Source organism: Exiguobacterium sp. SL-9, from assembly GCF_004336985.1.
Lineage (GTDB): Bacteria > Bacillota > Bacilli > Exiguobacteriales > Exiguobacteriaceae > Exiguobacterium.
Genome location: NZ_SJUO01000035.1, coordinates 1 through 409, shown reverse-complemented (window position 1 = coordinate 409; position 409 = coordinate 1). Strand labels below are relative to the sequence as shown.

Annotated in this window: 1 protein-coding gene; it reads left to right on the top strand. The window is 38.9% G+C overall.

All coding sequences use genetic code 11. The features are described from left to right. Positions 1 to 35 precede the first annotated feature (35 nt). Positions 36 to 409, top strand: a 374-nt coding sequence (locus tag EVJ34_RS15525; RefSeq protein ID WP_131486170.1) for a methyltransferase domain-containing protein, incomplete at its 3' end; no start/stop codon positions are given.

Genomic DNA, 409 nt, shown 5'->3' with positions numbered 1-409 from the left:
GTGCAAGTAGTAAGTTGTTATCATGAGGCGTTTTAATGTCAGATCGTAATTTTGACGATATTGCAGATAAATTCTCCCGCAATATCTATGGCACAACAAAGGGTAAAATACGTCAAGCGGTGATTTGGGAAGATTTACAACAATTATTGACTCTCTTACCTAGCCGAAGTTTGCGTATTTTAGATGCTGGTGGCGGTGAAGGTTATTTCTCTCGCCAGCTTGCTAAATTAGGACACCAAATTATCTTATGTGATTTATCACAAGAGATGCTTAATCGCGCACAAGAGGCTGCGATTGAAGAGGGTGTTGTCGAGAACATGACGTTTATTTGTTGTGCAGCTCAAGAGATTAAAGAGCTTATAGATGAAGGGGTTGATTTAATTCTATTTCATGCAGTATTGGAATGGAT